Annotated in this window: 22 protein-coding genes and 1 tRNA gene; 2 read left to right on the plus strand and 21 right to left on the minus strand. The window is 60.4% G+C overall.

Going from position 1 to position 24536, the window contains the following annotated elements; translation table 11 throughout:
- Nucleotides 1–9 precede the first annotated feature (9 nt).
- The 5 genes from ACT7DV_RS01975 to mca form a co-directional block, all read right to left on the minus strand.
- Nucleotides 10–1326 carry a PhoH family protein gene (locus tag ACT7DV_RS01975; RefSeq protein ID WP_444660667.1) on the minus strand — a complete coding sequence of 439 codons (1317 nt, stop codon included), beginning with the start codon at nt 1324–1326 and terminating at the stop codon, nt 10–12.
- A 249-nt stretch (nt 1327–1575) separates the two neighbouring features.
- Nucleotides 1576–2337, minus strand: coding sequence for an isoprenyl transferase (locus tag ACT7DV_RS01980; RefSeq protein ID WP_444660668.1), 762 nt, complete (start codon nt 2335–2337; stop codon nt 1576–1578).
- 111 nt (nt 2338–2448) lie between these two features.
- Nucleotides 2449–4578 carry a thioredoxin domain-containing protein gene (locus ACT7DV_RS01985; RefSeq protein WP_444660669.1) on the minus strand — a complete coding sequence of 710 codons (2130 nt, stop codon included), beginning with the start codon at nt 4576–4578 and terminating at the stop codon, nt 2449–2451.
- Between the two features lie 32 nt (nt 4579–4610).
- Nucleotides 4611–4892, minus strand: coding sequence for a hypothetical protein (locus ACT7DV_RS01990; RefSeq protein WP_444660670.1), 282 nt, complete (start codon nt 4890–4892; stop codon nt 4611–4613).
- A 43-nt stretch (nt 4893–4935) separates the two neighbouring features.
- Nucleotides 4936–5802 carry a mycothiol conjugate amidase Mca gene (mca, locus tag ACT7DV_RS01995; RefSeq protein WP_195181314.1) on the minus strand — a complete coding sequence of 289 codons (867 nt, stop codon included), beginning with the start codon at nt 5800–5802 and terminating at the stop codon, nt 4936–4938.
- A gap of 241 nt (nt 5803–6043) precedes the next feature.
- Here mca and ACT7DV_RS02000 point away from each other — a divergent pair, with 241 nt between their 5' ends.
- Both ACT7DV_RS02000 and greA read left to right on the plus strand, forming a co-directional pair.
- Nucleotides 6044–6463 carry a DUF4307 domain-containing protein gene (locus ACT7DV_RS02000; RefSeq protein ID WP_444660671.1) on the plus strand — a complete coding sequence of 140 codons (420 nt, stop codon included), beginning with the start codon at nt 6044–6046 and terminating at the stop codon, nt 6461–6463.
- 291 nt (nt 6464–6754) lie between these two features.
- Nucleotides 6755–7249 carry a transcription elongation factor GreA gene (greA, locus tag ACT7DV_RS02005; protein ID WP_444660672.1) on the plus strand — a complete coding sequence of 165 codons (495 nt, stop codon included), beginning with the start codon at nt 6755–6757 and terminating at the stop codon, nt 7247–7249.
- A gap of 81 nt (nt 7250–7330) precedes the next feature.
- Here greA and ilvA read toward each other — a convergent pair whose 3' ends face one another.
- The 16 genes from ilvA to ACT7DV_RS02085 all read right to left on the minus strand — a co-directional run bounded on the left by ilvA (nt 7331) and on the right by ACT7DV_RS02085 (nt 24517).
- On the minus strand, nt 7331–8602 hold the full coding sequence (gene ilvA / locus ACT7DV_RS02010; protein ID WP_444660673.1) for a threonine ammonia-lyase: 1272 nt from the start codon (nt 8600–8602) through the stop codon (nt 7331–7333).
- 3 nt (nt 8603–8605) lie between these two features.
- Nucleotides 8606–9913, minus strand: coding sequence for an AI-2E family transporter (locus tag ACT7DV_RS02015; RefSeq protein ID WP_444660674.1), 1308 nt, complete (start codon nt 9911–9913; stop codon nt 8606–8608).
- Between the two features lie 115 nt (nt 9914–10028).
- The gene (locus tag ACT7DV_RS02020; protein ID WP_444660675.1) at nt 10029–10835 is read right to left on the minus strand and encodes a Bax inhibitor-1/YccA family protein; all 807 of its coding nucleotides are present in this window, start codon (nt 10833–10835) and stop codon (nt 10029–10031) included.
- Nucleotides 10836–11102: 267 nt separating this feature from the next.
- Nucleotides 11103–11187, minus strand: a tRNA-Leu gene (locus tag ACT7DV_RS02025).
- Nucleotides 11188–11304: 117 nt separating this feature from the next.
- The gene (locus tag ACT7DV_RS02030) at nt 11305–12672 is read right to left on the minus strand and encodes an NAD(P)/FAD-dependent oxidoreductase (RefSeq protein WP_444660676.1); all 1368 of its coding nucleotides are present in this window, start codon (nt 12670–12672) and stop codon (nt 11305–11307) included.
- Between the two features lie 191 nt (nt 12673–12863).
- Complete coding sequence (locus ACT7DV_RS02035; RefSeq protein WP_444660677.1) at nt 12864–14396, minus strand: S8 family serine peptidase; 1533 nt, start codon at nt 14394–14396, stop codon at nt 12864–12866.
- Between the two features lie 32 nt (nt 14397–14428).
- Complete coding sequence (locus ACT7DV_RS02040) at nt 14429–15367, minus strand: Ppx/GppA phosphatase family protein (RefSeq protein WP_444660678.1); 939 nt, start codon at nt 15365–15367, stop codon at nt 14429–14431.
- Nucleotides 15367–16068, minus strand: coding sequence for a DUF501 domain-containing protein (locus ACT7DV_RS02045; RefSeq protein ID WP_444660679.1), 702 nt, complete (start codon nt 16066–16068; stop codon nt 15367–15369). The genes ACT7DV_RS02040 and ACT7DV_RS02045 overlap by 1 nt, the downstream gene beginning before the upstream one ends.
- A gap of 30 nt (nt 16069–16098) precedes the next feature.
- Entirely contained in the window at nt 16099–16938 is an 840-nt protein-coding gene (locus ACT7DV_RS02050) for a septum formation initiator family protein (protein ID WP_444660680.1), read from the minus strand.
- Nucleotides 16939–17062: 124 nt separating this feature from the next.
- Complete coding sequence (gene eno, locus ACT7DV_RS02055) at nt 17063–18343, minus strand: phosphopyruvate hydratase (RefSeq protein ID WP_146277811.1); 1281 nt, start codon at nt 18341–18343, stop codon at nt 17063–17065.
- 90 nt (nt 18344–18433) lie between these two features.
- Nucleotides 18434–19132, minus strand: a complete 699-nt coding sequence (locus ACT7DV_RS02060) for a MazG nucleotide pyrophosphohydrolase domain-containing protein (RefSeq protein ID WP_444660681.1) — start codon at nt 19130–19132, stop codon at nt 18434–18436.
- A gap of 108 nt (nt 19133–19240) precedes the next feature.
- The gene (locus ACT7DV_RS02065; protein WP_444660682.1) at nt 19241–20443 is read right to left on the minus strand and encodes an adenosine deaminase; all 1203 of its coding nucleotides are present in this window, start codon (nt 20441–20443) and stop codon (nt 19241–19243) included.
- Between the two features lie 91 nt (nt 20444–20534).
- A complete protein-coding gene (locus tag ACT7DV_RS02070; RefSeq protein ID WP_444660683.1) occupies nt 20535–21209 on the minus strand; it encodes a DedA family protein in 675 nt (224 codons plus the stop codon).
- Between the two features lie 286 nt (nt 21210–21495).
- Nucleotides 21496–22809, minus strand: a complete 1314-nt coding sequence (locus tag ACT7DV_RS02075; RefSeq protein WP_444660684.1) for a thymidine phosphorylase — start codon at nt 22807–22809, stop codon at nt 21496–21498.
- A 43-nt stretch (nt 22810–22852) separates the two neighbouring features.
- Nucleotides 22853–23263, minus strand: a complete 411-nt coding sequence (locus tag ACT7DV_RS02080) for a cytidine deaminase (protein ID WP_444660685.1) — start codon at nt 23261–23263, stop codon at nt 22853–22855.
- 9 nt (nt 23264–23272) lie between these two features.
- Nucleotides 23273–24517, minus strand: coding sequence for an ABC transporter permease (locus ACT7DV_RS02085; protein ID WP_444664761.1), 1245 nt, complete (start codon nt 24515–24517; stop codon nt 23273–23275).
- Nucleotides 24518–24536: the final 19 nt, after the last annotated feature.

The following is a 24536-nucleotide window of genomic DNA, read 5'->3' on the forward strand; positions in this document are numbered from 1 at the left end:
TGCCGGAAGCTAGCGCAGCATCGGCGCATCGAGCATCTCGGTCACCAAAGCGGCAATCGCTGAACGCTCGGAACGAGTCAGCGTCACATGGCCAAACAGCGAATGCCCCTTGAGCTGTTCCACCACTGCTGCAATGCCATCATGGCGTCCAACGTGCAGGTTATCCCGCTGGGCCACGTCGTGGGTGAGCACCACCTTGGAGTTCTGGCCGATGCGCGAGAGCACCGTGAGCAGCACGTTGCGTTCCAAGGACTGCGCTTCATCAACAATGACAAATGAGTCATGCAGGGAACGTCCGCGGATGTGGGTCAGCGGCAAGACCTCGAGCATCCCGCGCTCCAGCACTTCGTCGATGGCGTTCTTCGACACGATGGATCCCAGGGTGTCGAACACGGCCTGGGCCCACGGGCCCATCTTTTCGCCTTCCGAGCCCGGCAGGTAGCCCAGCTCTTGGCCACCCACGGCATACAACGGTCGAAACACGGTGATCTTGCGGTGCTCACGGCGCTCCAGCACCGCTTCCATCCCGGCGCACAGCGCCAGAGCCGACTTGCCGGTACCGGCGTTGCCGCCAAGCGAAACGATGCCCACCGAAGGATCCATCAGCAAGTCCAAGGCGATTCGCTGCTCGGCGCTGCGGCCGTGCAAGCCAAAAGCCTGCTGATCTCCACGCACCAGCTTGAGGGTAGTGTCATCGGTTTTTCGGGCCAGCGCGCTGCCGCGGGGCGAGGTGATGACAAAGCCGGTATTGACAGGCGCTTCGGCCGCCGCTGGCAAATTCAAGAGCTGCTCGCGCTCATACAGCGCGGCCATCGATTCCTCGTCCAGGTCCAGTTGCTGTATTCCGGTCCAGCCGGTGGAGGTGATCAGCTCGTTGCGGTACACCTCGGCGTGGATCCCCATCGCTGACGCCTTAATGCGCATCGGCAGGTCCTTGGTCACCAGGGCAACATCGAGTCCTGAATCCAGCAGATGCTTGGCGACGGCGAGGATGCGCGCGTCGTTGTCGCCCGAGCGCATGCCCACAGGAAGAACATCAGGAGCTATGTGGTTGAGTTCTATGCGCAATGTGCCGCCGGCCGATGACACGGGAACCGCCTGGGCAAGTCCCCCGTGGCTGGCGATCAGGTCATCGAGCAGGCGCAGGGCCTGGCGTGCAAAGTATCCGAGGTCGGGATCCTTGCGCTTGTGTTCCAGCTCGGTGACCACTGTCAATGGAATCACCACATGATGCTCTTCAAAGTGGAACATCGCTTTCGGATCGGAAAGCAATACCGAGGTATCAATGACGTAGGTTCGTACGTCCTGTTCGGCAGTTCGGCTCATGGCAGCGCACCCATTCTCGAATCCGGCGTGGGGACTCTCCCCACGCGTTAGTGGGGAAGCCCAACACCGGATGTCCAAGGCGTGTCCGGTAGCTGTACCGGCTGGCGCTGCTTTTGGTCATCTAGTGCGGAACCCTTCGATCAGCTGGAGCTTGATGCCCCTGCCTTATGATCACCATAGTCCTTGCACGGCCACGGGTAAGCAACTTCTGGGTAACGATTTTTTAAACTCTGTTCGCCCAATCGGGCGCTAGGCGCCGAACCTGCGTTGGCGATCGGCAAAGTCGCGCAGGGCTCGCAAGAAATCAACACGCCGGAAGTCAGGCCACAGCGCTTCGCAGAAGTAGAACTCTGAATAGGCGCTCTGCCAGGTCAAGAATCCACTCAGGCGCTGTTCGCCACTGGTGCGGATGACCAGGTCGGGGTCCGGCTGGCCCTTGGTGTACAAGGCCGATTCGATGTCATCCGTGGAGAGGTTTTCAGCCAGCTCTTCGAGCGTGCGTCCGTCGTGTGCGGCCTGCCCCAAAAGCGCCTTGAAGGCATCCAGGATTTCCCGGCGGCCCCCATAGCCGATTGCCACATTCACGTGGACCCCGGCGCGGTTTTCGGTAGCGGTCTCCAAAGCCGCCAATTTCTGCGCCAAATCCTCTGGAAGCAAATCCTTGGCACCGACCTGCTGGACCTTGACCCGATTGGTTTCGCCCAAGCGGTCCAGGGTTCCGCCGATGACCTCCAAGAGGTCGCGCAGTTCGCTCGCCTCGCGATTCAAGTTGTCCGTGGAGAGCATGTAGAGCGTGACCATCTTGATGTTCAGGTCTTCGCACCAGTCCAGGAATTCAAGGATCTTGTCCGCCCCAGCCTGATGGCCGGCCATGGTTGGCGAACCTGCGAGCTTGGCCCAACGGCGGTTGCCGTCAACCATGACTCCGATGTGGTGCGGAAGCCTGTCGGCTGGCAGTGACTTCGCCAAGCGCCGTTCGTAGTAACGGTACGCAAGGTTGGGAAGCTGCACCGTGGCACTGCCTTTCAATCGAATCCAAAAAGTCTAGGTTCTAAATCTACCGCGATTCCCCCGGCCCTTTGCTGATCTGCCAGCCGCAGCGGCAAAAATGCCGGGCTATTCTCAGTTTCCCGATCCCCCTGCCTGGTCATTGATCTGCAGGAAATCCATTAATTTATCGAAGCCCTCAACCGGCATCTGGCATAGTTCCTCGCGGCACGGCTGGATTTTGAGCCCCGCTGCTTCACCAGCTAATTCGGGCGAGTAATGAACATTCAATCCCAGCGCCCAGGCAAGCTTGCGAACCCGCTGGGCTTCGGCAGAGTCCCAGGAGCCCAATGCCAGATAATGCACGGGAGCAAAAATGATGCTCTGCACTTCCAGGGCGGTAGCCACTTGGGTAGCGGCTTCGGATGCCAGCGCCACCGCATGGGCCGAAAGCGCCCGTGCACTTTCGAGGCTCGCCGCAAGGGAATCGGAATAGTTTCCTTCGGCCATGCCCTGCAGTGCGCGCAGTGCCAGGGCCTTTGCATAGAGCGCGCCGGCAGCCGGAAGGGCATCATCAAGCACGCTGACCGCAGCGACGTCGCTGCGCTGCGCGGCAATACGTGCATCGACCTGAATAGCATCGCGGGGCACCCCGGTATCCGGATCGACAAAGCCCTCGGCCCTGAGCAGCAGCTGGCTGGCGCGGTGGCCCCACTTCGCCTCACCGGTAGCCTGCTTCAAGGCCAGGAAGGCCAGGGCCAACGCGGCATAGTCCTGCAAGGTTCCTTCATTATTCGCCGCAGGACGACCGGCAAAGCTCACCCTGGCCAAGCGACGTGTCTCTTCATCCCAGTGCGTGGCCCACAGCGAGGCCGCAACACGCTCGGCGAGCTCCAGCGCCCTGGGCTCCTCAAGCAGCATGAAGGCATCGCAGAGCGCTTCGACAGCCAGGGCATTCCAACCCGCAACCACCTTTTCATCACGCACCGGCCGGATGCGCGAGCTGCGCAACTGGCGCAAAGCGCTGATCAGATCATCGATCGCGTCTTGTTCCGCGGGCTCAGGCATCCGGGCGAGCGAGAAGCAAAAGTACTGCGGATCCTCGGCAATGGGCGCGAAGCGGATCAGCCCCTGTGCCAAGCGGGAACGCAGTTGTTCGGTCGCCTGGGTAATCTGCTCGCGGTTGTAGCTGTAATAGGCGCCTTCGATCTGTGCACCATCGCGTGCTGAATCCGCGTCGAGGGATGCGGCAAAGGCCGGGTGGGCCCCGGATTCGATCAGCAGTTCTTCATGGAGGAAGTCAATGATGCCCAAGGCGCTGCTTCTGGCCAGCTGCGCCAAGTTCTGCGCCCGTGCTGCAGCCTCGCCGCTGGTGCTTGCGGCAACTTCGGATGCCAGCACCGCGCTGCGCGCAGCCAGCGAAAGCAGCCCGGCATTGTCATAGAGCATCTTTTCAAAATGCGGCACCGACCAGTTTTCATCCACGCAGTACCGCGCGAATCCACCGTCGACATGGTCCTGCAACCCTCCCAGGAACATCGCTTCCAGGCTGGTTGCGGCGGCATTGAAGGCTTCCCGGGCGCTGTCCGGGCGGGTGATGATCGAATGCCACAGCGTCTTCAGCGCCCAAGTGGGAGGGAATTTGGGGGCCGGGGTGAAGCCGCCCTCGGCCCTGGTCGTGAGGATCCAGCGTTCGGTGGCCGTGGCCAGAGCCGACTGGGCCGGTTCCCGGGAGTCCAGGGCCAGCAGCGCGCTCTGCCTGCTGCCGAGTTCTGCCAGGTGATCGGCGAGCATTGAGGCCTGCTCTTCAAGCCCTTCGCGCTTGGTCTCCCAGGCTTCATGCACGGCCTGGAGCACTTGGCTGAACCCCGGGGTGCGTCCGCGGGGTTCTTTGGGGTAATAGGTTCCCGCGTGCACGGTGCGTCCATCGGGCAGGGCAAAGATGGTCATGGGCCAGCCGCCGGCACCGGTGAGCGCCTGGGTGGCCATCATGTATGTATCGTCAACCAGCGGGTGTTCTTCGCGGTCGACCTTGATGGCCACAAAATTCTCGTTGAGCAGCTGGGCGATCTGCGGATCGTCGAATGACTCGTGGCTCATGACATGGCACCAGTGGCAGGCGGCGTAGCCGATGGACAGCATCACCGGCACATCTCGCAGGCGGGCCTGTTCGAAGGCTTCATCCCCATAGGGAAACCAGTCGACTAGTTGGTGCGCATGCTGTCTGAGATATTGGCTGGCAGCGCCAGCGAGTCGTTGAGCCACGCTTTCATGCTATCGCGTGGCTCACACCTCAGCTACCGGGCTTCGTCAGTCTTCGGGTCGACCGGGCCCTCGGGTTCTTGCAAGTTGCGCTGCTCGCCCTTGGCCACCATATCCTGCTGCTTGGATTCCGCTTCCGAGGTGTAGCGCACGCGGCGCACACGACGGACCATGTCGCGGATCAGGAAGATCACGGCGATGACCATGACCGCGGTGAAAATGAAGCCGAGGAATCCGGGACCGTAGTCGCTGCTGGTCTCCGTGCCCAACTTGGTGGTCTGAGAAGCTACGGCCAAGGACGCGAAGATCGTACTCACGATGTACAGACAACTCTTTTCTGGAACGAGGAAGTGCTTATTGCTATCTTAGTCCGGCGAAGAGGTCGGACTCGGGCAAATCGGTGGATACCTTGGATGAGATCAAGGTGTAGTCCTCCCATGGCCAGTGCTCAGCGTAGACGTGCTCCGGCACCGCGAAGAAGAAACCTTCCGGGTCAATTTGGGTTCGGTGGGCCAGCAGCGCCTGATCACGCTGCGAGAAAAAGTCTGCGCAGTGAATCTGGGTGGTCGTGGTATGTGGCGAAACCCACTTGAACATCTGGTTGTCTTCGTCCGCTTCCCATTGCGCGACACGTTCCGCATACGGCGAATCGTAGCCGGCTTCGATCATCGCGTAGTGCAGGGCGCGGAAGCGGTCCGGCGCGAAGGCGCGGTCGTAGTACAGCTTGCTGACCGACCATGGCTCGCCCAGCTCCGGGTACATCTCAGGGTTCGCGGCATGCTCGAAGGCGAAGGTCGCCACCTTGTGGCTGTGGATGTGGTCCGGGTGCGGATAGCCGCCATTCTCGTCGTACGTCGTGATGACATGCGGACGGAATTCGCGGATCAGCTTGATGATGCCGGCAGCGGCAACCTCGACCGGCTGCAGGGCAAAAGCGCCAAAAGGCAGGTCGGGCAGCGGGTCGCCTTCGGGCAATCCGGAGTCCACATAGCCTAGCCAGCGGTGCTTAATGCCGAGCACCGCGGCCGCCTCGGCCATCTCGGTGCGGCGCACGCCGGGCAGATCGCGGTGCGCGTGCGCCAGTTCTCCGGCCGCCGCGTTGAGAATGTCTCCACGTTCGCCGCCGGTGCAGGAAACCACCATCACTTCTGCGCCTGCGTCGACATAGGCAGCCATGGTGGCAGCGCCCTTCGAAGATTCATCATCGGGGTGCGCGTGAATAGCCATGAGCCGGAGCCCCTGCGATGGGCCAATTTTCTTCACGTCGTGAATCTCCACTGATCTACTTTCCTTCGCCACGATGCTGAACAGCGGATTTTTGAGAATACTGTTCACCATTGATATCAACTGATACTCGACTGCCGGTTATTCCCAATTCGGCTCAGGCGGTAAACTTGTTGAAGGAACCAACTTACGGCATTCCCAGTTCAAATGCCGCCCAGGCACAGAGAGTGGTGCAAGACAAGTAATGTCTGATCCAAGCTTAACGGCTCGCTACAACAACCCCAAGAAACGCAGCCTGAGTAAATCCTCGCGCAATTGGCTGATCACTTCGGCCATCGCCCTTGGCGTGGCCGGCGCCGCGTACGTCGGGTTCAACAACTACAGCGCCATTACCGCCCAGGACATCCATTACGAGGTAGTTTCGCCGACCTTGACCAAGACGACCATCGCCGTGGAATACAACGCCAAGGATCGTGTCCAATGCGATATCCGCGCGATGAACGAGTCCAAGGCTGTCGTTGGCTACAAGACGATCCTGCTTGATCCGGGAGAGGCTACCGGCTTGATCAATCAGCAGATCGATGTCGATCTGCACACAGATAACCTCGCGGTGACCTCTGGCGTCGAGACTTGCTACGTGGTTCCCCAGGACTACAAGGGTTAATATTTCGGCCCGTTCATTCCCTAATAGCTGAATCTATTGGGCTTAAAGCGTTTTGGCGACTACTATCGTTGAAAAGATACGTTTCGCCCCGCATCCGCGATTGGTCCAGGTTTAAACCAGATCATGAAGCTGGCGGGGTCTTTGCTTGCATCAATAGAACAACGTAAGCCCGCAGATCCGTACCGAATCCGACTTCGTCGACGCCACCGTTCAGGTGGCGTTCGGCTTTGAGGGGCTCTTTGCAGCCAATCAGGCCACAGCGAAGTCCTAACTGACCAAAGGAAGTACAACGTGAGCACCAACAGCAACGAACCTGTCGTTTGGCTGACTCAGGAAGCCTTCGACCGGCTCCAGAACGAACTGACTTTCCTCTCAGGCCCGGGACGCGCCGAGATCGTTGCCCGTATCGAGCAGGCCCGTTCCGAAGGTGACCTGAAGGAGAACGGTGGCTACCACGCTGCCCGTGAAGAGCAGGGCAAAGCAGAAGCCCGCATCCTGTACTTGAAGGACCTGCTGCGCCGAGCCAACGTTGGCGAAGCGCCTGCAGATGACGGAATTGTCGAACCGGGCATGATGGTTGTCGCGAGCATCGCTGGCGATGAGACCACCTTCCTGTTTGGCTCCCGCGAAGTCGCTGGCGATACCGATTTGGAAGTTTACTCCGAGCAGTCGCCGATCGGCGTTGCCGTGCACGGCGCCAAGGTTGGCGACAAGCTTTCCTACGTCGCTCCCAACGGCCGCGACATCAAGGTTGAAATCATTTCTGCCAAGCCATACCAGGCGTAGCAATACGGCCTTGCGGCTTAAAGTCCTCGCCGGCTGCCAGCTCATTGAGCTAGCAGCCGGCGAGGACTTTTTTATTATTTTTTAGGCGACAGAGCCGCCAGCGTTATTGGTGATCTGCGGGTCGAAGCCCTCAGCCCGCAGATTGTTAAGCACCAACTTGGAATGCTCATGACCCTTCGTTTCCAAATCGATGGTGATCGCGACGTCGCCCATCGACAGCGAACCACCGATGCGTGTGTGGTCCAGGCGGGTGACATTCGCATCTGATTCGGCGATGATGCGGGAGATCTGGGCCAGGGCGCCGGGGCGGTCTGGCAGCATCATGCGGACGGTCAGGAATCGTCCGGCAGCTGACAGGCCACGCTGGATCACCTTGAGCATCAGCAGCGGGTCGATGTTTCCGCCCGAAAGGATCACCGCGGTGGTCGCCGGGTTGATGCCATGCTCTTCCAGCCGGTTTTCCAGCAGAGCGGCGACACCCACTGCACCGGCTGGCTCGACTACCAGCTTGTTGCGCTCCAAAAGCACCACCAGTGCGCGCGCCAGAGCATCTTCGGAAACGGTCACCACGTCATCTACAAGTTCCTTGATGATGGCGAAGGGCAGCTGACCTGGCTTGCCGACAGCGATACCGTCGGCGATGGTGTGCACAGTATCCAGTGGCACCAAGGCATCGGCGGCTAGGGATGGCGGATAGGCTGCCGCGTTTTCAGCCTGGACGCCAATGACCTTGATTTCGCGGCCCAGCTCGCGGGCCTTTTCTTTCAGTGCTATAGCAACGCCTGCAAGCAGTCCGCCACCGCCCACGCCCATCAGAACCGTTTCAACTTCTGGAAGCTGCTCCAGGAGTTCCAGTCCGATGGTGCCCTGACCGGCAATGATGTCCGGGTGGTCAAAGGGGTGCACAAAGACGGCACCGGTTTCGTCGGCGTAGCGCTGGGCTTCGGCCAAGGCCTCGTCAACGGTATCGCCAAAGAGCACAACTTCCGCACCGTGGTCGCGGGTCGCGGTGAGCTTGGGAAGTGCGACGCCACGCGGCATGTAGATGCGCGCCTTGATCCCCAGCTGGCTGGAAGCTTGTGCGACGCCCTGGGCGTGGTTGCCCGCCGAGGCCGCGACCACGCCGCGTGCCTTCTCTTCAGCGCTGAGCTTGGACATGCGCACATAGGCTCCGCGGACTTTGAAGGAACCGGCACGCTGCATGTTTTCGCACTTCAGGAAGACCTCGGCACCAATGTGCTGGGAGAGCACTCGCGAGTGCTCCACAGGAGTCAACGCAATAACGGGTTTCAAGACCTGTGCAGCTGACTCGATATCTGCCAGGGTTACCGGCAACGTAGTTTCTGTGGTCATGGGTTATTCCTCATCTGCTGTTGTCTCAGGTTGCCGGTTCTCTGGCGAGGTGTGGGTTTCAGGGGCGCCCGGGCTGGCCGGCGTTTGCGCCGCCACGGTTTTTGCTGGTTGTTCCGAGGCCAGCTGGATGCCATATTGCTTGAGCACGAATTCGTCGCTCTCCCAGGCCCTGCCGGAGAGGTATTTAACCACCGCGTTGAGCACCGCCAGCAGTGGCACTGCAAATAGCGCACCGGGGATTCCGGCGAGCATGGTTCCGCCCGCGACGGCCAGCACGACGGCCAGCGGGTGCAGGCTGACGGCCTTGCCCATGATCAGCGGCTGGAGAATATTGGATTCCGCCTGCTGGACGAGGAGTACAACGGCCAGCATGATCAACGCATTGACCCAGCCGTTGGCGACCAAGGCGAGCAGGACGGCCAGGGCTCCGGTAAGCAATGCACCCACCACAGGGATGAATGAGCCGATGAATACCAAAACGCCCAACGGCATGGCCAGCGGGACACCGAGGAAGAAGGCGCCAAATCCAATGCCAATGGCATCGATGAAGGCGACAAGCATCTGCACTCGCACGTAGCTGAGCAAGGATGCCCATCCACGAGTGAGTGCCCCGTCCATGGCGGGACGGGCACGGCGCGGCAGGAGGTTCACCAGGAACAGCCCGATTTTCCGCCCGTCAAGCAGCAGGAAGATCAAGACGAAGAGGGCCAGCAATGTTCCGGTGAGGAACTGGCCAATGAACGAGGTCCAGCTAATGGCTTCGCTCAGGATATTGGTGGCGTTGCCGCGCAGCTGGGCCAGAGCATCATCCAAAACGCCCTGCAGGTCATCGTTGGTGAGCTTCAGCGGGCCGTTGAACAGCCAGTCCTGGACCTGCTCGATGCCAAAGAGGGCTTGGCTCCACAAAGCGGTAAACCCAGCTGACAAGCGTTGCCCAGCCAGCGACAGTCCGGCAATGACCAACACCAGAAAGCCGATGAGCGTAATGCCCACTGCGAGGCCGCGGGGTACCGCCAGCTTGCGATTCAGGGCATTGACCACGGGAGAAAGAAGTCCGGACAGCAGCGCTGCAACAAGTACCGGAATCACCAAGAGGGATATCTTGGACAGTGCCCAGACCAGCACGCCCAGCGCGGCTACGATGATCAGGAATCGCCAGGCCCAGCTGGCCGCGAGGCGCACTGCATAGGGCATATCCTCGGCGCTTTTGAAGTCGACAACTTCGGCGCGGGGCGCTGCGGATTTTTCTGCGGACTTGCCCGGAAGGGAGACGCGAATACGTCGCAAACGTTCCAACCGGCTACTCTTCATGCAACTACGCTACCGCGTTTGATTCCTTGCTACTTGATCCATGTCGGAAATGTGACAAAAAACAAGGAGCAGTGCCCGATTTGGGCACTGCTCCTTGATTTCTAGTTCAATATGTTTAGTCGTCGCCACGCAGGATGGCCAGAATGCGCAGGATCTCGGTGTACAGCCAGATCAGGGTCATGGTCAGGCCGAAGGCACCGCGCCACGCCATGATGGCTGGAGCACCCTGGTTGGAGAGTTCCTCGATCATGGTGAAGTCGGAGACCAATGCGTAGGTGGCCAGCAAGACCGCCACAACACCGATAACCAGGCCGAGTACGCCGCCGCGCATGCCGAACATTCCGTCGATGACGCCGGTCATCATCAGGACCATGTTCAGAAGCGAGAAGACGACCAGGCCGATCATGCCGACCATGAAGATCTTGTTCAGCTTCGGAGTCATCCGATACTTGCCTGAGCGGTACAGCGCCAGGGTTACACCGGCAACGCAGAAGGTTGCCAGTACGGCCTGGATAGCGATGCCCTGCATTCCTGGGCGCGATTCCAGGAAACCGGACAGCCCTCCGAGGAAGAGGCCCTGCGCTGCGGAGTACAGCAAAATCAGGGCTGGCGATGGGCGCTTCTTGAAGACGTTGACCAAGCCAAGGACAAAACCGACCAGTGCCCCTGGGAGCATCAGTGCGGGCATGATCCAACCGGCAGCTGCACCAATCACAACGAGGGCGAGGCAGAACACGGTCTTGTTGATCGTGTCGCCGATGGTCATGCGGCCCATGTCGGTACCGGTAGCAGCAGGCTGCTGGTACATGTGCTGCAACTGGTCGGCGCTCATATTGGCATTGTCACGGAATCCGACAGGACTTCCGGGCTTGGTCCCCCAAGCCTCTGATTGGCTGTTGGAACCAAAAATCGGGTTGCTCAACGTCATTCCCCCATAGGTAGCGATTGTGCAGCTCGCGGCTCGCGAGAGTTCGTTGCTGTCAATCCTATTGAGCATCGCTGTGAATTCACTCAGTCGGAAGGATGATATTGGCCTATTTTCCGGGGAAAAACTACTCTCTGAGCGATATTCTTGAAAGTTTTACCAAGCATGGGGTCGCCACGGCTGTCTTGGGTCCTACGACGCGGCGACGCCAGCAAAAATTATGCCCCTGCTCCCCGACAATCGGGACAGCAGGAGCCTGAATAGTGGTACCCCCAGTGGGACTCGAACCCACAAGCCTTGCGGCAGCTGATTTTAAGTCAGCCGTGTATGCCAATTCCACCATGGGGGCAAGACTCTCAAATCTTACGTGATCGTGAAAGCAAATAAAAAATCCGCTCTACGCAAGTGTGCGAGGGGCTGATTAGCTCAGCCCCTCGCCACTTAGTCGATCACCTAAGCCTTGCGCCTACTTCTTTGGCTTTGCCGACTCTTCGAAAGCAGTGCGTGGTGCTTCGAGGTTGTTCAGCTGCAGTGCATCGCGCTTGAAGAACAGCGCAACCAGCCAGTCGCCGACAACGCGGAACTTGCGCTCGAAGGTTGGCATGGCCATACCGTGGTAGCCGCGGTGTGCCATCCATGCTGGCCAGCCCTTGAGCTTGATGCCAACAACCTTGGCTACACCCTTGTTGCGGCCGAAGCCGGCAACTGCGCCGAGGTTTGCATGCTTGTATTCCTTGATCGTGCCAACACCGTAGCGGGCAGCGTAAAGGTTCTTTGCCAACAGCTTTGCCTGGCGCACAGCGTGCTGGGCGTTTGGAACGCATGTACCATCTGGCAAGCCACCGGTAACGTCCTTGACGGCCGAGATATCGCCGGCAGCCCAAGCGCCTTCCAGTGGTTCGCCGTTGGCGTCCTTGATGCGCAGGTCGGTGCGGGTCTCAATACGGCCGCGCTGCTCGATTGGGAAGTCGGTGGAGCGAACCATTGGGTTGGCCATAACGCCTGCACACCAGATCAGGGTGTCTGCGCCGAATTCGCCCGCTGAGGACTTGTCAGCCATGTTGATCAGCTCGAGGTTGCCATCCACTGCGCTATTGAGCGAGGTGTTCAGCAGAACCTCTACGCCGCGGCTGCGCAGGTGCTCAACGACCCACTCGGCCTGCTGCTCGGTAACTTCTGGCATGATGCGGCCCATAGCTTCAACAAGAACGAAGCGAGCTTCCTTCTCATCGATGCGGTCGTTGAGCTTGATCAGGTGGCGAGCCATGTCTTCAAGCTCGGCAATGGTTTCGATACCGGCGAAGCCGCCACCGACAACCACGAAGGTCAGTGCGCGCTTGCGAGCTACTGGGTCGGTCATATTCGAAGCGGACTCGATGCGCTCGGCAACCTTGTTGCGCAGGGCGACAGCCTCTTCGATGGTCTTCAGGCCAATGCCGGTTTCAGCCAGGCCGGTGATTGGGAAGGTACGGGTGATCGCACCAGCCGACATAACAATGTCGGTGTATTCCAGCTCGAACTGCTCGCCGTTCTCTGGAGCGACGACAGCCTTCTTGTTGGCGTGGTCGATGCTCAGCACGCGGCCGTTAACCAGTTCGGAGTGCTTCAGGTGCTGGCGGTGGGAAACCACTACGTGGCGTGGTTCAATCTGGCCACCTGCAACTTCTGGCAGGAATGGCTGGTAAGTCATGTATGGGTTCGGGTCGACAACGGTGACGATGCCGCCGTGTGCCTTGACCTTCTTCTGCAACTTCATCGCGACGTACAGGCCAACATAGCCACCGCCAACGATAAGAATGCGCGGACGCTTCTGAGAGGATTCAATGATCGACATACTCTTGATTCTACGCGGATTTTCCGAGTTAGTGAAAACATTCACTAACTATTTACGTCAGATGTGTCACGTGGAGCTAACCGGCCGGTTTTCGGGTGTGAATACCGGCTATGACCGCATCGCTTCGCGGTTGGCGGGCACAACAAAAACTGGGGCGAAACCCGTAGGTTTCGCCCCAGCCTGGAGATGAATTATCTGTCTTCTTCCGGAATGTCATCGAAGAGATCATGTTTGCCCGCGGCCTTGCCGACCTTCAGCGAACTCAACGATGCCGACGCCACGCTCTGCGTCAGCCGCTCACGCCGGCGGCGCATCAGGGTCTGGGCACTTCCGGCAGCAATGACCAGCAGCAATAGCACCCCGGCCCCAATGACCAGCAGCGGCTGTAGCGCTGGAGTCGACTGATCAGGCTGGATGGGTTCAGGAGCTGCCACCTGCTTGAGGTCCGATTTTTCCATCGAGACGCCCGGAGCCGGGGCCTCGGTGGATTTGGCATTGTTCCGTCGGTGCACCCGAATCCATTCTTCGATGGTTCCCAGCGGGTTTTCGGAGACCGATGGCACGTTGTTGTTCACCGCGGCATTGGCATTGATGATTCCGTAGCCATAGAGGTTGTCAACACCGGCAGCACCAGTGTCGCGTGCAGTCTGCAGGATCCGGTTGATGACATCGGGAGCCTTCATATCCGGGTACTTGGAACGAATCAGCGCAGCCACGCCGGCAACCAATGGCGCGGCTCCCGAAGTTCCGGACCAGCGCGCGTAACCGTTATCCGGCAGCCCGCCAACCAGCTGTTCGGCTGGCGCGGCAACGCCTATGGAAATGCCCTCGGTGGACGAGTCCTGCGAGGCCTTGCCGCCTTCATCAACACCTGCCACGGTGAGCACGCCGGGGATGGTAGCCGGGGCACCGACCTGGCTCATGCCACCAGAACGGTTGCCGGCGGCAGCCACGATTACGACATCGTGATTTTCCGCGTACTTGAATGCGTCGTCCCAGCTTTCGGGCCATGCAGGGCTGGTCGAGCCCAAGGACATGTTGATCACCTTGGCACCGGAATCCACGGCCCACTTCACGGCGCGGGGAATCTGTTCTTCCACGGGGATGTTGGCGGGATTGCCTTCGCCCATCCACAGCGAGACGGAAAGCAGCTGCGCGGCCGGGGCTACGCCGAGCACTCCGTCGCTGCCAGCGGAAAGCTTGGGGACTTCCTCGTATTCAGGTTCCTTGGGGACTTCAACGTCCTTGTCGTCGTCCTTCTGCTTTTCGTTTTCTTCCTCGGCTTCAGACTTGGCCTTTTCCCACGCGGCCTTGAGCCGTTCGTTTTCGGATTTAACCCGATTGATCTCGCCCTTGTTGTTGCCGCGGCCAGCCAACAGGGTAGCCACCAAGGTGCCGTGTTCGCTCATGACGCCAATGGGCTTATTGCCGCCGGTTTCGCCGGCACCGGACATGTCCGCACCGCCAACAACGGCACCCTTCAGATCAGGGTGCGAGGTATCAATGCCGGTATCAATGATTGCGACTTTAACGCCTTCGCCCTTGGTGCTCTGGTGCGCCTGGGTTATTCCCAATGAATCCAGCCAGTACTCCGACTCGCGCATGTTGTCAGCATGCGCCGGGGTCACCACGCTGAGCATAGCCAGCGCGAGGATCGCAACGACAAGCAACGAGCCGTACTGTTTCAGGCCCATCGCTTTCTTAGCGCGCAGAGCTGTGCTCAAGAGATCTCCTTGGTCGGTTCCGAATAAACGGACTAGGCGTTGGCGGCTGCCGTAGCAGCGATTCCGTCGAGAATATCGTGTTCCGATGCAATTAGCCGCATCGGGCGCTGGCAGCTTGCTGTCTCCAGATAATGGAGAATGCGCTGGACGATCGCTGCGCCGGCGCGAATGACATCAACCCGGCCAGGGTGCATGAAGCCCAATGCCGCCCGCTCTTCACGCGAGTAGGAGAGCATGGCGCTGGTAGCTTCGCGCATCTGGTCGAAGCTCAACTGCGCGCCGTGGATCTTCTCGGACTCGTATTTCTCCAAGCCCAGCGCCTGTGCAGTGAGCGTGGTGAAAGTTCCTGCCACCAGTATCACCGCGTCAACTTCCGAGACGTCAACGGAGCCATCCAAGGACTGCAACATGCTGTCCATGAACGCAACGGCTTCCGGCGATTCCAGGCCCTGCTGTTCGAAGCGTTCGGTAACGCGCACGCAACCCATGTCAAGGCTCTTGGCGGCCACCGGGCCTGAAGCATCGCCCAGGACAAACTCCGTGGAGCCGCCGCCCAGATCGATTACCAAGCTTCGGCCAGGCTGCCCGGCACGCACTGAAGCGGCACCGTTGAAGGACAGCGATGCTTCCTCGTCACCACTGATGACTTCCGGTGCAACACCGATGATCTTGGTGATTTCTTCGGCAAAAACCTCGCGGTTGGATACGTCGCGGGCCGCTGACGTTGCCACAAAGCGGATGGCCTCCACCTGATGCTCGTCGCACAGTGCCCGGTACTCGCGGGCGGCCGCAAAGGTCCGCTCCAGCGCTTCCGGAGCAAAGGCACCGGTTGCATCAACACCCTGTCCCAGGCGAACGACGCGCATGGTGCGCAGGACATCGACAAGCCGAGTCCCGTTCCCATCCTGTTGCACATCAGCGATCAACAGGCGAATGGAGTTCGTTCCGCAGTCAATTCCGGCGACGCGCATTAGGCATCATCCTGGGCTGCTCGTTCTTGGGCTTCACGGGCTGCGCGCTTGGCTGCACGCTCGGCTCGCTTGGCCGCGGGGTCTTGCAGTTCCTGGGTCTTCACGTGACGTGAACGGTCGCGGCTAGGAGCTTCCGATTCCGTATCCCAAGCCCCTACGCAGTAGCACTTGTCCTTGGTCCACCACTCGGCAATTGCTTCCAGGGCCTCATCGCCCAACGGGTTCACGCCTTCACCGGCAGCCAGCGAATGGCCGACCAGCACGTGCAGGCATTTCACGCGGGTTGGCATGCCGCCAGCGGACACGCCATCGATTTCAGGCACCGCCCCGGTCCCGGAACGCGCACCGATGGCATCGCGGTTGGCGAGGTACGACTCGTGGGCCGCCACATAGGCCTGGGCCAAAACGGAATCGCCGCCCAGGCGTTCGTTCATCTCGTTCATCAGCCCGGCCGCTTCAAGGCGCGAGACAGCGGCGGTGATCACCGGGTGGGCCAGGTAATACGTAGTCGGGAATGGAATTCCCGAGGAAAGCCGTGGCGCGGTGGTGGCGACCAGCGGGTTTCCGCAGACGCAGCGTGCACCGATTTCCACCACATCGCGCACTGGTCGGTTCAGCTGGCGGGACAGGGTGTCAAGGTCGGCTTCGCTTGGTACTCGTCCGGCAGCGTCAAGGGCTTCGCGGATTGGCTGTTCAGTCACGGGTATTGGTTCTCTTCATGTTCAAAGTGGTTAGTCAGTGGCGGAACGCCGGACCGAGTCAAGCAATGCGTCGACCCACGGAAGCTCTTGGCGCACCTCGAAGGTGCTGCCATTGGCTTCGGCGTCCGCCTCATTTTCTTCCGGCCGGTCGCCGACGACCATGTATAGCTTTTCGCCAGGCATGACCAAGTTTATCCGCTCGCGCGCTTGCTGCTTGATGTAGAGCGGGTCATCCCAGCGGGCAATCTCGGCCTTCAAATCGTCGCGCTGCGCTTCCAGGGAATCGATGGAGGCGTTGAGCTCATTGAGTTCGGCCATCTGGGTCCGGTAGTAATTCACCGTTGGCACCAGCATCACGGCGAAGAACGCGAGCACCACGATCAGCGCGGCAATGCGGCCTGAAAAACGGTGTGCCGCTACCGGTTCGCCCTCGGGCGTCGGCTTGCTCTCAACCGGTTTTTCCCCTGGCTTGCGGCGTACGGCAGCGGAGAATTTCATCCGGTCATCACGGCGGCGTTCGCTCTGCTTTTCCTTGGCCCGCTCGCGCAGCGGCACCTTGGGCTTGGCAGCATAATTGCCCGCAAATTTTTTTGGCTCACGTGACGAATCTGACGCTCGGCGTGCCTGCGCTGAGGGTCCCGGCGCGGTGCGCGGCGCAGTTTTCCGCGAGCTGCCGGCAGGCTTAGGGCGCGGCACTGAAGGAGCCTTTTTTGCTCGGGGTTGCGGTGCCACTACATGCAATGCGTCGGTGGGCGGATCTGCAATTGTTCCTGGATCAGTGTATTCAGACTGGTCAACAAGGTTTTGCTGAGACAGTTCTTCCGGATCCGGAGTATTACGCCGAGGCATGCGTGGTGGTCGCTGTGCCATACTCCCCCAATTCCCCATAAAGCTCTACGCGCTGTGCTGCCGTGGAAACGGCGCATATGTCCATTAAATAACGAAAAGCTCGCCGGTATCCACTACCGACGAGCTTATTCGCTACAACTGGTAATTAGCTGTTGAAACGCGGGAAAGCGTCGCGACCAGCGTAAACCGCCGAAGCGCCCAGGTCTTCCTCGATGCGCAGCAGCTGGTTGTACTTGGCTACGCGCTCGGAGCGAGCTGGAGCACCGGTCTTGATCTGGCCAGCGTTGGTTGCCACGCAGATGTCGGCAATCGTGACATCTTCGGTTTCACCCGAACGGTGCGAGGTGATGGTGGTGTAGCCAGCGCGCTGGGCCATGGTCACAGCGTCGATGGTCTCGGTCAGCGAACCGATCTGGTTGACCTTCACCAGCAGCGAGTTGGCGGTGCCCTTGGCGATGCCGTCGGCCAGGCGCTCCGGGTTGGTCACGAACAGGTCGTCGCCGACCAGCTGGACCTTGTCGCCGATGGCGTCGGTCAGGGTCTTCCAGCCATCCCAGTCGTTCTCATCCAGTGGATCCTCGATGGAGACCAGCGGGAAGTCGGCAACCAGGGCAGCGTAGTAGTCGCTCATTTCCTGGGCGGACAGTGCCTTGCCTTCGAATTGGTAAGCGCCGTTCTCGAAGAATTCCGAGGAAGCAACGTCCAGAGCCAGTGCGATGTCTTCACCCGGGGTGTAGCCAGCGCGCTTGATGGCTTCGGTGATCAGTTCCAGTGCTGCACGGTTGCTCGGCAGGTTCGGAGCGAAGCCGCCCTCGTCGCCCAGGCCGGTGGACAGGCCCTTTTCCTTCAGCACGGACTTGAGGTTGTGGTACACCTCAACACCCCAGCGCAGGCCCTCGGAGAAGGTCTCGGCGCCCAGTGGCACGATCATGAATTCCTGGATGTCGACATCCGAGTCGGCGTGCGAGCCGCCGTTGAGGATGTTCATCAGCGGCACTGGCAGCACGTGGGCGTTCGGGCCGCCCAGGTACTTGTACAGCGGCAGGTTGGAGCTCACGGCCGCGGCGTTGGCCACGGCCAGCGAAACACCGAGGATGGCGTTTGCGCCCAGCTTGGACTTGTTGCTGGTGCCGTCCAGGTCAAGCATGGCCTGGTCGATAGCGCGCTGGTCGGTAGCGTCCAGGCCTTCGAGCTCGTCAGCGATCTCGTCGATCACGGACTCCACGGCTCCAAGCACACCCTTGCCAAGGTAACGGTCCTTGTCGCCGTCGCGACGCTCAACTGCTTCGAACTGGCCGGTGGAAGCACCGGATGGAACTGCTGCACGGCCGTGCGATCCGTCAGATAGCAGGACCTCAACCTCAACGGTTGGGTTACCGCGGGAATCAAGAATTTCGCGCGCGTGAATGGCGTCAATCAATGCCATGAGTATGGACTCCTTGTAGAAAGGGGTGGTCTAGGGGAAGGTCCGCCAGCGGTGCTGAAAAGACCGTCGGCGCCTTTGCCAGTCTCTAGCCTAGCGCTTCGAAGGTGATTTAGGCGATATCGTGGCAGTGAATTCCGAGCCGTACTGTTTCGACAAGGTTGCGCGCAAAACAGATTCTGCATCTAATCCCAGCTCTTCTGCCCGTGCAGAGACCTCCAAGAGGGCAGCAGCCAAACTCTGTTCATCGGTAATTTTCGTACGGGTTGCCTCAGAAACTTGATGTCTCCCGGCCTTATCAGAGCCGGCTCGGGTATGGCGGTCCAGCAGCTTCTGGGCCAAGGCCAGGGCCGGCAGGCCTGCAGGCAGCCCGGCATTTTTGCGTGGCTGCGGCCTGCCTTGGCGCTCGGCCTGCTTGGCCGCATCCCAGACCCGGATAATTTCCTCAACGTCCGTGATGATCTCTTCGCGCACCACGCCTTGTTCGTCAAAAATGTGCCGGTTTCGCCTCAGCAGCTTTTCATTCAGCGTCTGCGAAACATCGTCAAGATCGAAGTGTCCCCGCTCGGCTGCAATCAGCGCGTGCAGCAGGATTTGGAAGTACAGGTCCCCGAGTTCTTCCTTGAGCAGCTGGGGATTCTGTTCGGAGATCGCGTCCAGAACCTCATAGCTTTCCTCGATCAGGTAGGTCCGCAGGGATTCATGGGTCAGGGCCTGGGTCCAGGCGCATTTATCACGCAGGATCCTCACCGTAGTGATCAGCTGCTGGGTCTGCGTTGGGTTCTGCGCCATGCTCCCATGCTAGCGAAGGCGGAGCCAGCCTCGGCGCAAACGCGGCTGTAGGCCGGTTCCCCAAGGGGAACCGGCCTACAGTTGCTTGCAGCCTGGCTGCGCGGAGAACTAGTCGGCGACGTTTTCGTATTCGTCTTCTTCGTAGTCCTCGTCGTCGTCATCGTCGAGCAGGTTGTCGTAGTAGTCGTTGATGTATTCAACGAGCAGCTCGCGCATTTCCAGCGGAACGAATGCGGCTTCAGCAGCGTTCAGCGTCAGGTCCAGCAGGTCTTCCAGGTCATAGTCGAAAGCTTCGACCAGCAACTCGAATTCCTCGGACAGGCTGGTGCCGGACATCAACCGATTATCTGGCGAAATCGTGACGTTGAATCCGGTCTGGACCAGCAGGTCAATCGGGTGATTGCGGATACCTTCGCCAAATTTGGCGGTGGCACCGGTCTGCAAGTTGGAGGACGGGCAGACTTCCAGCGGGATACCGCGTTCGCGCACCCAGTTGGCCACTGGGCCCAGGGAAACCAAGCCGGTGTCGTCGCTGAGTTCTTCACCGTTTTCGTCGATGGCGCCGAACTCGATCTCGATGTCTTCGGCAACACGCACGCCATGGCCTAGGCGCTGGGCACGGCCAACCAGGATTGCTTCCTTTATCGATGCCAGTCCAGCGGCCTCGCCGGCGTGGACAGTTGTCGGGAAGAGGTTTTCGGCCAGCAGGTCGAAGGCTTCCTTCATATTCGATGGCGGGAAGCCGTCTTCCGGTCCGGCAATGTCGAAAGCTACAACGCCGTGGCCGCGGTGGCGCAATGCCAGCTTGGCAATTTCCACGCCCTGATCCGATTGGCGCATGGCGCTGAGCACCTGGCCGACCTGCATTGGATGGCCTTCGCTGTTCAGCTGCTCGCAGGCCTGGTCCAGGCCTTCCTGGACTGCGTCAACGACGTCGTCCAGGCTCAAGCCTTCACGGCGATGCTGTTCCGGGGCGTAGCGGACTTCACCGTAGATCACGCCGTCTTCAGCGAGGTCCTCGACAAATTCGCGGGCAACACGGATCAGCGCTTCGCGGGTTTGCATCACCGCTAGGGTGTGCTCAAAAGTTTCCAGGTAGCGTGGCAATGAGCCTGAATCTGCAGATTCACGGAACCAGTCGCCCAAAGCTTCAGCTTCGGTCTCGGGCAGCTCGTGGCCAATTTCGGCTGCCAGTTCGATGATCGTTTGAGGGCGCAGTCCACCGTCAAGGTGGTCATGTAGCGAAACTTTAGGCAGATCCCGGAAGTCGAACTCGGGATCGTAGTCAGGATGAATCAATTCTTCAGTCACACCACTGAGCCTAGTCGCAATCCCGCGGAACTGACAGCTCCAGGAGGTAAAGATCTGCGAGCCACAATGTGACCCTGCTCAATACCGCGGGTTAACTCTCGTCGGTGCTTGGCGGCACCGTCGCGCGTGCTGCTTGCGCACCGCGCTGTGCGGCCTTCTCAACGCGCAGGTGGTAGCGATTCAGCGCCCAGCTGACGATTCGGTCAATGATGAATCCGAGCACCACGGCGATCACAATCGACAGGCCGATGCCCAGCAGCTTGTTGTCATGCATCCAGTTGCCGGCCAAAGCGCCGATGCCCACCGAATAGGCGGCCCACGTCAGCACGCCGATGGTGTCGAAGAGCGTGAAGCGCTTGTGGCTGAATCCGGTGGCCCCGGCGGTGAGGTTCACCGCGACGCGGCCGATCGGAATGTAGCGCGCGGTAAAAATCAGCAGCGCGCCGGAGGTTTCAAGCTTCTTTTCTGCGTAGTGCAGTACTCGTTGCGCCCGTTTGCCGCGCATCCACTTGAATCCGTGCGAACCGATGCTCCGGCCAATGGCGTAGGTGATCTGGTCCCCCAGCAGCGCTCCGGCGGCACCGAGGGCGCCGACCAGGAAGAGGTTCGGGGATCCGGAGTGGATGCCTACTGCGGCCAGGGAAACCAGGAAGGATTCGCTGGGCACGATCGGGAAAAATGCGTCAATCAGGCAAAACAGGAACAAGAGAGGCAGCACCCACCATGCGCTGGCTGCCTGCGTAATGGCCTCGTTAACTAGTTCCATGTGGACTTGCATCTTCTTTCCCCCAAGCGCGTAGCGCGCTGCCTGTCCAACCATTTTCGCTCGAGCAGTTGCAGGGGCGCATCCTACTGATGTGGCAATGTGGACTTCTTTCTACCCCGACCTAGGTAGGAGCCAATCGTCCAACGATTGAACCGGGCCAGTTGGTTCCCGGGGCTCGTCCCGCGGACCTTTATGCTTGTCCGGTTTCCTTCGCTTTCAAGGGCCGGAAATACGAAAAGAACCGGGGCCACCAGCGGTGATTCCCGGTTCTTCCTTGGAACATCAATTACGAAGCGGCGATGCGATCGAGGATCAAGCGCATGTCCGGGCGGTCATTCTCGGAGCCGATCATGATGGCCCGCTCTGCCAGTTCGGTGGCGCGCGGCAGCTTGTCCGGGGTATCGGTCAGCAAGGTGGCGATAGGTTGGCCTCGGCGCACCAAGGCGCCCGGCTTGACGTGCAGGCGCACCCCGGCCCCGGCCTGGACGCTGTCTTCCTTGCGGGCCCGTCCTGCTCCCAGGGTCCAGGCCGCCAGCCCGATATCCATGGCATCCAGCTTGATCAGGACGCCATCAGCTTCAGCCACCACGGTGTGCGATTCCTTGGCCACCGGCAGCTTGGCATCCGGGTCGCCGCCCTGGGCGGCGATCATGGCCCGCCAGCTGTCCATGGCCCGGCCGTTCTTCAGCGCTGCACGCACATCGACGCCGTGAACGCCAGCGCCAGCCAGCATTTCAATGGCCAGGGCCACGGTCAGGTCGACTACGTCCTCGGGTCCGCCACCGGCAAGGACCTCCACCGATTCCTCGACTTCGATGGCGTTGCCAGCGGTCAGGCCCAGTGGCGTTTCCATATTGGTCAGCAGGGCGACGGTGTTCACCCCGGCATCGGTGCCGAGGTTTACCATGGTCTCGGCCAGTTCCCTCGCCATGGCTTCGTCCTTCATGAACGCCCCGGATCCCACCTTCACGTCAAGCACCAGGCTGCCGGTGCCTTCGGCGATCTTCTTGCTCATGATCGAGGAGGCAATCAGCGGGATGGCCTCCACCGTGGCGGTGACATCGCGCAGCGCATAGAGCTTCTTGTCTGCGGGTGCCAGCCCGGCACCGGCCGCGCAGATGACCGCGCCGACCGAGGAGAGCTGCGAGAAGAGTTCTTCGTTGGACAGGTTGGCCCGCCATCCGGGAATGGCTTCCAGCTTGTCCAGGGTGCCGCCGGTGTGCCCCAAGCCGCGGCCGGACAGCTGTGGCACCGCGACACCGAAACTGGCCACCAGCGGGGCCAGCGGCAAGGTGATCTTGTCCCCCACCCCTCCGGTGGAATGCTTGTCGGTGGTCGCCAGCTTCTGGCCCGACGGGTTGGCCAGGGTGGAGAAGTCCATGCGTTCGCCGGAATTGATCATCGCGGTGGTCCATCGCGAAATCTCGCTGCGGTTCATGCCCTGGAAGTAGATCGCCATATTCAGCGCGGACATCTGCTCTTCGGCAATGACTCCGCGGGTATAGGCGTCGATGGTCCAGTCGATCATCTCGTTGCTCAGCTCGGCGCCATCGCGCTTGGCGCGAATGACTTCCACGGCGCTGAATTGTTCGGTAGCCATTAGCGGCACCATCCGTTCTGCTTGTGGCCGGTGGTCGCCGGCACTAGGCGTTAAGGTTTTGCGGCCCGAAAGCGTCAGGCAAAAGATCTTCGATGCCAACGATTCCACGGGCGGTCTTGATCAACAGGTTGGCTCCGCGGTGCTCGAAGAGGATCTGGCGGCAGCGCCCGCACGGGGTGATCAGTTCCAGTTCACCCTCGGCAAGCTGGCCGAAGCACAGGAAGTACTCCAGGGTTCCGCCGCCGGTGGCGAAAAGCTGGCCGATCATGGAGCATTCGGCACAGAGGGTGACGCCATAGGCGGCGTTTTCGACATTGCATCCGGAAATCATGCGGCCGTCGCTGGTCTGGGCTGCAGACCCTACACGGAACGTCGAGTAGGGTGCGTAGGCCTGAGACAGCGCGGCCGCAGCCGCAGCTTCAAGCTGCAACCACGGCGCGGTGTTGGTAGTCATCTGTACCGGTTATTCCTTCACGTAGGGTTCGCCCGCAGCTGCCGGCCCGCGGGAGCGTCCCACGAGTCCAGCCACCGCGAAGATGGTCACCAGGTACGGCATCATGGCCATGAACTGGCTCGGCACGGGGGTGCCGATGATGGTCAGGATGACCTGCAGGTTATCGGCAAAGCCGAAGAGCAGGGCGGCCAGGAAGGCGCCGATCGGGTTCCAGCGGCCGAAGATCACCGCAGCCAGGGCGATGAAGCCGCGGCCTCCGGAGATTTCCTTGGTGAAGGAGTCGATGGCCACCAGAGTGAAGAAGGAGCCGCCGATGCCTGCCACGATGCCGCCGAGGGTGACATTCCAGAAGCGGGTACGGTTGACCTTGATGCCCAGGGTGTCTGCAGCCTTGGGGTGCTCGCCAACGGCACGCACCCGCAGGCCCCACTTGGTTTTGAACAGCCCGAACCAGACGATGAACACCGCCAGGTACATCAGATAGCCGATGACCGACTGCTTGAACAGGATCGGTCCGATCACCGGAATGGCTGAGAGCAGGGGAATCTCGATGACCGGCAGGTGCACCGGCGAGTTGAAGAGCTCTGGATCTTCCTGCATCACGGTGGTGAACAGGAATCCGGTGATCCCGGAGACCAGCACGTTGAGCACCACACCGACAATGATCTGGTTGACCACGTACTTGATGGAGAACAGCGCCAGCACCAGGGAGACCAGGGCGCCGGCAATGCCGGCGGCGATCAGGCCCAGGAACGCGTTCTTGGTCAAGGAGGAAACCAGTGCCGCGGTGAACGCGCCGCCCAGCAGCTGGCCTTCGATGGCGATGTTGACCACGCCGGCTCGTTCGCAGAGCACGCCCGAGAGGGAGCCGAACACCAGGGGGACAGCCAGCACCACGGCACCAGCCAGCAGGCTGGCCAGCGAAATGGTGCTGATATCAGCGCCGGAGACCACCCAGATCAGGAAGGAGAGCACAAAGAGGACTGCGGCGATGGCAACCATCCAGGTCGCCAGGGTTTGGCCCTTTTTGCGCTGCATCCAGGAGTAGGCAGCGATGCCTACGAGCAGCAGCCCGATCACGATGTTGCTGGCTCTGCCCGGGAACACCAGTTCCGGCAGCTCAAAAGCATCGCCGGGGCTGTTCAGCTGGAAGTGCGCGCTTTCGCTGTTGCCCAGCAGGCCGAAGCACAAGAAGACGATGACGGCGATCGCCGAGAGGATGATCGAGGTCTTCTTGCTAGGCAATACGCTCATTGCCGGTTGCAAGGTGGAA

Origin of the sequence: Glutamicibacter sp. TV12E, from assembly GCF_052441935.1 — a bacterium.
In the GTDB taxonomy this organism is placed as follows: Bacteria; Actinomycetota; Actinomycetes; order Actinomycetales; family Micrococcaceae; genus Glutamicibacter.